The organism is Micromonospora sp. KC213 (assembly GCF_004348325.1).
Classification (GTDB): domain Bacteria; phylum Actinomycetota; class Actinomycetes; order Mycobacteriales; family Micromonosporaceae; genus Micromonospora.
Map to the genome: position 1 here is coordinate 1 of NZ_SMKF01000231.1, position 7,493 is coordinate 7,493.

The following is a 7,493-nucleotide window of genomic DNA, read 5'->3' on the forward strand; positions in this document are numbered from 1 at the left end:
GTCCGGGCCTCGGCCCGCCCGCCCCAGGACCGTTCCGCCGGCTGGCCGCCGTCCCACGGCCGTTCCTCGGCCTGACCACCCGCCCACGGCCGCTCGTCGCGCCGGGCGGACCAGCCGCCCCGATCGTCACGCTGGGCGGCCCGGGAACCATCCGGTTCCGCGGCGTGCCACGACGACTCCTCCGCGCCGGTCGACCACCTGCCCGGGTACCCGCCGGCCACCCCCGGGTCGGCGCCGTCGACCACCGTGTGCCGGGTCGTCACGTGCACCGTCTCGGTGTGCCGAAGCACCGGACGGCCCGGCGGCTCCGGCACCGGGCGGGCCATTCCGTACACCCCGGCGGACGCCGTGGCGGCGGACCGGTCGGTTCGGCCCTGATCAGGTCCACCGACGGCGCCGTTCTGGCCCGGGACGACGCCGTACCCGCCCGCCTGGCCGGTGCCGGCATGCTCGGTGCCGTACCGGCCGCCGACCGGCTCGTCGTCGCGGTCGACCGCCGACCGGTGCCAGGTCGCGGGCTCCTCCACCGCGTGGCGTCGCCCGTCCTGCGGGTCGTGATGGGTCTCCGGCACCGGTACCCGCGCCCGGCCCGGCCCGGCCGGCTCCTCCACCCCGGTCCGCCCGGCGGCCCCCGCCGCGATGGCGTCGAGACGTCCGCGCAACGCGATGACCTGGTTCTCCACCCGCTGCGCCTGGTCCAGCGCCTGGTTGCCGCGCTGGGCGGCGGCGACGATCTCGGAACGCAGTTCCCGGCGCAACTGCTCCAACTCGTCGAGGAGATCCGGCGCCGGGCCGCCCGCGTCGCCGCGCAATGCGATCGACAGGCCGATCAGGACCACCGCCATGATGGCCAGCACGGCGGCGAACCGCAGTGGGCCGTTACCGTCGGCGACCAGCAGGATCAGTGCCGCGACCGGCGCGATCGCCACCCCGATCCAGAACAGCACGGTCAGCAGCTGGGGACGGCGCTTGTCGCTGAGGGCCGGGGCGGGCATGGCTTCGGAGCCTACCGACAGATGTCCGGAGTGGGAACGGCCCGCGACCGCGGATCCGCGTCGAATGACCGACGATCAGGCCCGACCACCGAGGCTGGCCAGGCCGACGACCCAGCCGGCGAAGAAGCCGTACGCGGCACCCGTCTGCGTGGTCTGGAAGTCGGCGAGCAGCGTTCCACCGGAGGTCAGCAGCGCCGCCAGCAGGGTCCCCACCGCGCCGGCGAGGACGTACGCCGCCCAACCGGAGAAGAACTGGTTGAGCGATCCCTGCACCCGGGCCACCTGCGAGGTGGGCAGCAGGTACAGGAAAACCACCGCGAAGACCACCAGCAAAATGGCCCGCAGGTCGGTGGCGAGCACGCCCTGCCCCGGTTCGACGGCCGTCAGCCGCCAGGCCGGCCAGGCCAGCAGGCGCAGGAACCAACCGCCGGCTGAGGAAGGGTCGGTGTTGGCCTCGGCCCAGGCGACGTACCAGGGGCTGCCGCACACCCCGACGAGGATCAGCGCGGCGACGGTGCCGGTTCCGGCGGCGGTGCCGTAACCGGCGGCGGCGCGGGGCTGGTTGGTGACGGCCATGCGGCCGGAAGTTCCCGGGCCACCCCGGCGGGCAAACCTCCGCCAGCCGCCGACACGACCGGTCAGTGCTTCATCAGGTAGTCGATGAACGCGGCGCGCAGCAGCGGTGCCGACTCCTGGTAGCCGTGCCCGGTCAGTTCCCGCCACAGCGCGACCGCCTCGTCGATGGTCGGCCCGACCGAGTTGGGCGCCCCGTCCAGGGCGGCTGCCTCGTCCGCGTCCGGCAGGTGTCGCAGCACCGACCAGAAGAAACCCACGTCGCGCCGCTCCCGGGCCAGCGCGAACGCCTGTTCCCGCAGTTCCTCCGTGGAGAGCGCGTCGAGCTCGTCGAAGTCGCGGCCGGTGCCGGTGGAAGGAGTCTCGGTCATGCCCGCGAGCCTAACCGGCGAGATCACACCCGGCCCGCCGGATGCGGCCGAGCGGACCCGGCTACCGGTCGCGGTCGTCCCACCGATTCGGCCCGGTCTCCCAGTGCGGGGCGTCCCACGGGTCGCGCGGCGTCTCCGTCGTCGGGGTCGGCAGCGCCGGCGTCCACGAGTCGGTCCGGCCCGGGCGGGTCAACGACCATCCGGAGCTGATCGTGCCGTCGCCGGCCGGCACCGGTTCGGCCGCCTCACCTGCCGTCGGGCGGGGTCGGCCGAACGTCTCGACCAGCCGGGTCACCATCAGCCCGACGGCCAGTGCCGCCGCACCGACGGTCCACCGGTTCAACGGCTGGCCCTCCGTGGTCGCCAGAGCGAGGACCACGGCGACCAGGCTCACCGCGAGCAGGGTGCCGAAAATCCCGCCGCGCCGGCCGTACGCGCTGGTGCCGCCGAGCAGCGCCATCCCGACGGCCAGCACCGTCCGGTCCAGCCCCGGCTCCGGTGCGACCGGCCCCGTCCCGTTGGCGGCGAGCAGCACCCCGGCCAGCAGGGCGAGCACGGTGGAGGCGACCAACGCGGTCGCGGTCACCAGGGCCGCCGCCACCCCCCGACGGCGGGCCGGGTCGCCCACCGCCCGGAACCGGCCGACCGTCCGGCGGACCGCCCGGATCGCGGCGAAGAGCCCCCCCAGTACGGCGACGGCCGCGAAGCCGGCGAAGAGGTGGAACGCGACCCGGCGTACGTCGTGGTCGCCCTGCACGGACACCGGCGCGGTGCGGCGTTCGATCCAGACCACCACCGCGGCCGCCGCCGCGAGGCTGGCCGCCCAGCCCGGCACGTGCAGCACCGTGACCGCGAGGGCCAGGACGAGTCCGCCCAGCACGGCGACCGCCAGGGCCGGCACCAGCGCCTCCCGCAGCCCCCGGTCGCCCTGCTCGGCGAGGTGCAGCGCGGCGGCCACCGCGACCGGGCCGACGGCCAGGTTCACCGCCGCGGTCCGCAGGCTCAGCCCGACGGCGAGGGCGAGCAGGCCGAGGGCGACCACGTCGACGAGGAGGACGCGCAGCCGCTCCCCGCGCACCGCGTCGACGTCGGCCCGCGCGAGCAGCACGACGAGCGCGACGAGTCCGACCAGGAGCAGCGCCTCCCAGATCAGGTGTACGCCGATCCGGTCCCGGCCCGACTCACCGTGCCCGGGATCACCGAGGTCCGCGGCGGCGGACAGGCCCGGCAGCTCCGTCGGGAAAACCCGACCCGGCTCGTCGTACGCCATCCCGCGCGCCTCCCCCTGCCGGCCGTCGCCGTTGACGGCGGCCTGCTCTCCGGTCGCCAGGGACGGTACCTGCGTGCCGGGCCGTGCGTAACCCTCCGTTCACCGCCGGGGCGGCCGGCTCTGCCGGTTGCCGGGTTCCCGGTCCTCGTCGTCCTCCTGCTCGGGCACCCGGCAGGCGCGTTCCAACCAGAGCGCCGCGGCGACCAGGGCGAGCGCGGCGAGCAGGCCGGCACCGGCGGCGGGCCGGTCGTTGACGGCGGCCCGGGTGTCCTCGATGAAAAGCCAGCCGGTGAGGCCCGCGTAGAAGCCGGCGAAGATGGCTCCGGCCAGCGCGGAGGCCTTGGCCAGCACCACGAACCGGGCGACCAGCAGCGGGTTGACCGGTTCCCGTCCGGGCCGGCGTTCGATGCGGCTGCGGGTGTTGGCCGCGGCGTACGCCTCCAGCACCGCGAGGGCGGCCAGGGTGACCACCGGCAGCCAGGGCAGGCCCGAACCGAGGTTGCCGTAGAAGGCGCTGATCAGCAGCCAGGCGACGGCCGCTGCGGCGAGTGCGGCCACCACCAGGGTGGAGATCCGGGTGGGCCCCATCCGGAAGCGGTCCGGGTCGCCCCCACGCGGGGTCTGCGCCTGGGTCATGGGTCCGACTCTAACGGCAGATCCGGGCAGGGGCGCAGTTCCAGGGCGTCACCGGCCAGCGGCTCGGCGTTGAGCAGGTCGGTGAGCCAGCCGTGCCCGGGCAACCGGCCGTGGGGTTCGATGTCGATCCACGGGCGGAGCACGAAGGCCCGCAGGTGGGCGCGGGGGTGTGGCAGGGTCAGTTCCGGGTCGTCGCTGAGCACCGGTCGGCCGGTGTCGTCCCAGACGGCGACGACGTCGACGTCCAGGGTGCGCGGGCCGAACCGGCGGCGCGGGTCGCGAAACCGGCCGGCCGCCTCCTCGGCGGCCCGGGCCCGCGCCAGCCAGTCCCCGGCGGTCGCCGCCGGGTCCACGGCCAGCACCGCGGCGTTCAGGTACGCGGGCTGGTCCGCGTCCCCCCACGGCGGGCTCTCGTACACCCCGGAGACCACCCGTACGCTGTCGCCGAGCGTGGCCAGGGCGGTACGCAGGTGGGCGGGGCGGTCGCCGAGGTTGCTGCCGATCGACAGCACCGCCCGGGTCACCGGGTCCGCCGCATGGTGACCGCGACGTCGGCGAAGGTGTGCGGGATCGGCGCCTCCGGCTTGTGCACGGTGACGGTGGCGGCGGCCACCCGGGGCTCGGCGAGGCAGACCGCGAGCAGCCGGTCGGCGAGGGTCTCGATCAGGTTGACCGGCTCGCCGGTGACCACGGCGACCAGTCGCTCGGCCAGTTCGCCGTAGTGCACGGTGTCGCTCACCTGGTCGGAGCGCGCGGCCGGGGCGAGGTCGAGTTCGAGCACGGCGTCGACGACGAAGTCCTGCCCCTGGGCGCGTTCGAAGTCGTACACGCCGTGCCGGCCGCGGGCCCGCAGCCCGGACAGTTCGATCCGGTCGGTCATCGGACCGCCCCGTCGCGGCCAGCGGTCGGGACCGCGTCGGCGGGTCCGGTCCAGGCTCCGGTGACCAGCCGGGGACGGCCGGTGGCCGCCCAGACGGCGAGCGCGTCGACCGTGCCCCGCACATCGTGCACGCGTACCCCCCAGGCACCGGCGGCGACGGCGAGCACACTGGTCGCGGCGGTGGCCACCTCCCGGCCGGCGGTGGGACGGGGGGTGCCGGCCGGGTCGGCGAGCAGCCGGCCCAGGTACGACTTGCGGCTCGCCCCGAACAGCAGCGGGAAACCCAGGTCGACCAGTTCGGGCAGGCGGGCACTGAGTTCCCAGTTGTGCGCGGCGGTCTTGGCGAAGCCGAGACCCGGGTCGACGATGATCCGGTCGGCCGTGACCCCGGCGGCGAGCGCGGCGTCGATCCGCCGGCCCAGTTCGGCCCGGACCTCGGCGACCACGTCGGTGTAGGTGGCCAGGTCCCGCATGTCACGGGAGTGGCCGCGCCAGTGCATGAGCACCCAGGGGCAGCCGGCGTCGCGGACCACCCGGGCCATGTTCGGGTCGGCCAGGCCGCCGGAGACGTCGTTGACCACGGACGCCCCGGCGGCGAGCGCGGCCTCGGCCACCGAGGCGCGGCTGGTGTCGATGCTGACCGTGACGCCCGCGGCGGCCAGCGCGCGGACGACCGGGACCACCCGGGCCGTCTCCACCGTGGCGTCGACCCGGTCGGCGCCCGGGCGGGTGGACTCGCCGCCGACGTCGACCAGCCGCGCCCCCTCCGCCCGCAGTCGCACTCCGTGTGCGACGGCGGCGTCGAGGTCGGCGTAGAGACCGCCGTCGGAGAAGGAGTCGGGCGTGACGTTGAGGACGCCCATCACCACCGGGGCCCCGCCCGGTACCAGATCGGTCACGACCCGACAGTACCGGGCGGGCGGGGGCGGTCCGGCGGGCCCCGACGGCGGCGCAGAAGTGGAGGCTGACGTGGTTATTGGAACAGGTGTACGATCGGTCGTCCGCGCCGTTTCGGGTCCACTCTTCGCGGGTTGTCGCAAAGGGGGGCGGCCCGTACGCTGTGGAATTGCCCAGCATCGAGACGGCGAAGCCTGGAGGGAGGGCCGAAGCGGGAAGAATCCCCCCAAAGCTCACCACTCTCCGTGGTGGACACCGAACGCAGCGCTGCGAACGCTGCGCACAGTGAGCAGTTCCCGCCAGGCTTGCCCACCGCACCGCCGCGGCACCGCCGGCCGCGTTATGGGGAGGTTCCAGTGATCGCCTTCGAGCTCATCGAGACGGCGTCGTCCGGCGTCGCGCAGGCGCTGCACACCCTGGCGTCGGCCCCGCTCGCCGAGCCTGCCCCCAAAGGCATCGACACCAGCGGTGTCGTCACCTTCTTCGCCAGCAAGATCGCGCCGATCCTGCTCGCGGTGCTCGGCGTCATCTTCATCGGCCGGGCCAGCCGGGGCGAGATCTCCAAGGTGTTGACGAGTTCCGCCATCGCGATCGTCGGCCTGGCATTCATCGCCGGCGCGGCCACACTCTTCTTCGTGGGCGACTACCTGATCGACCTGATCTTCGAATAGGCGCGGGCAGAAATGCGGCTGCGCACCGACGACGACATCTACCGGGCCCGACTGGTCTACCTCGGACCGCCCGGCTACACCCTTCCCGTCCACCTGCCGTACGCCCAGTACGGCCTGTTCATGCTGCTCGTGCCCCTCTACATGTTCATCCACTGGCTGTTCACGTTGCAGGTCGAACTCTTCCCCGCCTGGGAGATCGCCCTCGCGATCGTGACCACCTCGTTCATCTTCCGGTACGTCGACCCGGACCGGCCGGCGCGGATGGTCATCCGCACGGCCCTGACCGACTGGCGACGCACCAGGGAGCCGGCCGCCGAACAACGCGACCCCCGTCTGGTCGGCAGCCGGATCAGGATCCGGGAGGAGCTGGCATGACCGGGCGCACACCGATCGGGCAGTCGAACCACGCGGGTGAGGCGGTCGCATGAGTCGCTCTTCCACGCCGGGTTACCCGGCCGGACGCCACGACGCCCCGCACGGTAACCGTGCGAGGTCACTCGACTACCCCCAGCAGGAGCTGCCCGACGAGGAGGCATACGACCCCGCCCTCGTCCCCGGCTCCCGCACCAGCGGTGTCGGCGTCTTCCAGGCACCCCGCCCGACCGGCGGCCGGAGCAGCCCGCCGGTTGAACCGGCGACGCCGATGCTGGCCGGGGACGGCACCGACATCGACTCCCCCTTCCTCGACCTCTTCGGAGGCGCCGGCCCGGCGACCCGGCCGGCCGCCCTGCCGCCGCGCACCGCCGGTCGCGAGCACCCGCCGGTCACCCCGCCGCCACCGGTCCCGCCGGCGCCCCTGGTCGGAGCCGAGCCGGCCGCACCGCCGGTGGCCGAGCCGGCCGCGCGCCAGGTGGAGGCCGAACCGGCCGCGCCCGTCGTCCGAGCCGAGCCGCCCGCGATCGAGGCGGCTCCCCTCGCCGGCCGGCCGGGCCGTACCCGGGTGCCGCAGCAGCCGGGCGACCGACTCCCGGCGGTCCGGCCGACGACCGGGCTCGCGTCGCCGGCCGACCGTCCGGTGGAGACCCCGCCGCAGCGCGCACCCCGACGGATGTCCACCGCACCCGTCGGCGAACCGCTCACCGCCCGGGAGGCCGCCGAACGGATCCGCCGCGAGGCCACCGAACGAGCCCGCCGTCAGGCAACCGAACGCACGGCGCGACCGCCCGCCGAAAGGGCACGACCCGAGCCCGTCCCACCGGC

General features: G+C 74.9%; 9 protein-coding genes and 2 pseudogenes. 3 read left to right on the forward strand and 8 right to left on the reverse strand.

Annotated features, from left to right (window positions below):
* The 8 genes and pseudogenes from E1166_RS28080 to folP all read right to left on the reverse strand — a co-directional run.
* A pseudogene (locus E1166_RS28080) lies at positions 1 to 995 on the reverse strand (hypothetical protein); the annotation flags it as partial.
* A gap of 75 nt (positions 996 to 1,070) precedes the next feature.
* A complete protein-coding gene (locus tag E1166_RS28085; RefSeq protein WP_132342908.1) occupies positions 1,071 to 1,571 on the reverse strand; it encodes a hypothetical protein in 501 nt (166 codons plus the stop codon).
* A 62-nt stretch (positions 1,572 to 1,633) separates the two neighbouring features.
* Positions 1,634 to 1,939, reverse strand: coding sequence for a hypothetical protein (locus E1166_RS28090; protein ID WP_132342909.1), 306 nt, complete (start codon positions 1,937 to 1,939; stop codon positions 1,634 to 1,636).
* A gap of 61 nt (positions 1,940 to 2,000) precedes the next feature.
* Positions 2,001 to 3,209 (reverse strand): ABC transporter permease, encoded by a 1,209-nt coding sequence (locus E1166_RS28095; RefSeq protein ID WP_132342910.1) that lies wholly within the window; start codon positions 3,207 to 3,209, stop codon positions 2,001 to 2,003.
* A 99-nt stretch (positions 3,210 to 3,308) separates the two neighbouring features.
* Positions 3,309 to 3,845 carry a DUF3180 domain-containing protein gene (locus E1166_RS28100; RefSeq protein WP_132264696.1) on the reverse strand — a complete coding sequence of 179 codons (537 nt, stop codon included), beginning with the start codon at positions 3,843 to 3,845 and terminating at the stop codon, positions 3,309 to 3,311.
* Positions 3,842 to 4,369 carry a 2-amino-4-hydroxy-6-hydroxymethyldihydropteridine diphosphokinase gene (gene folK, locus E1166_RS28105; protein ID WP_132342911.1) on the reverse strand — a complete coding sequence of 176 codons (528 nt, stop codon included), beginning with the start codon at positions 4,367 to 4,369 and terminating at the stop codon, positions 3,842 to 3,844. The genes E1166_RS28100 and folK overlap by 4 nt, the downstream gene beginning before the upstream one ends.
* On the reverse strand, positions 4,366 to 4,725 hold the full coding sequence (gene folB, locus E1166_RS28110; protein WP_132342912.1) for a dihydroneopterin aldolase: 360 nt from the start codon (positions 4,723 to 4,725) through the stop codon (positions 4,366 to 4,368). The genes folK and folB overlap by 4 nt, the downstream gene beginning before the upstream one ends.
* Complete coding sequence (gene folP / locus E1166_RS28115; RefSeq protein WP_207914591.1) at positions 4,722 to 5,624, reverse strand: dihydropteroate synthase; 903 nt, start codon at positions 5,622 to 5,624, stop codon at positions 4,722 to 4,724. Before folP ends, folB begins: the two co-directional genes overlap by 4 nt.
* A 354-nt stretch (positions 5,625 to 5,978) precedes the next feature.
* On the opposite strand from folP, the gene E1166_RS28120 reads away from it, so the two are divergent.
* From E1166_RS28120 to E1166_RS28130, 3 genes and pseudogenes are all read left to right on the forward strand, one after another.
* The gene (locus E1166_RS28120; RefSeq protein WP_132342914.1) at positions 5,979 to 6,293 is read left to right on the forward strand and encodes a hypothetical protein; all 315 of its coding nucleotides are present in this window, start codon (positions 5,979 to 5,981) and stop codon (positions 6,291 to 6,293) included.
* Positions 6,294 to 6,305: 12 nt separating this feature from the next.
* Positions 6,306 to 6,668, forward strand: a complete 363-nt coding sequence (locus E1166_RS28125) for a hypothetical protein (protein WP_088976442.1) — start codon at positions 6,306 to 6,308, stop codon at positions 6,666 to 6,668.
* Between the two features lie 49 nt (positions 6,669 to 6,717).
* Positions 6,718 to 7,493: pseudogene (locus E1166_RS28130) on the forward strand (hypothetical protein); the annotation flags it as partial.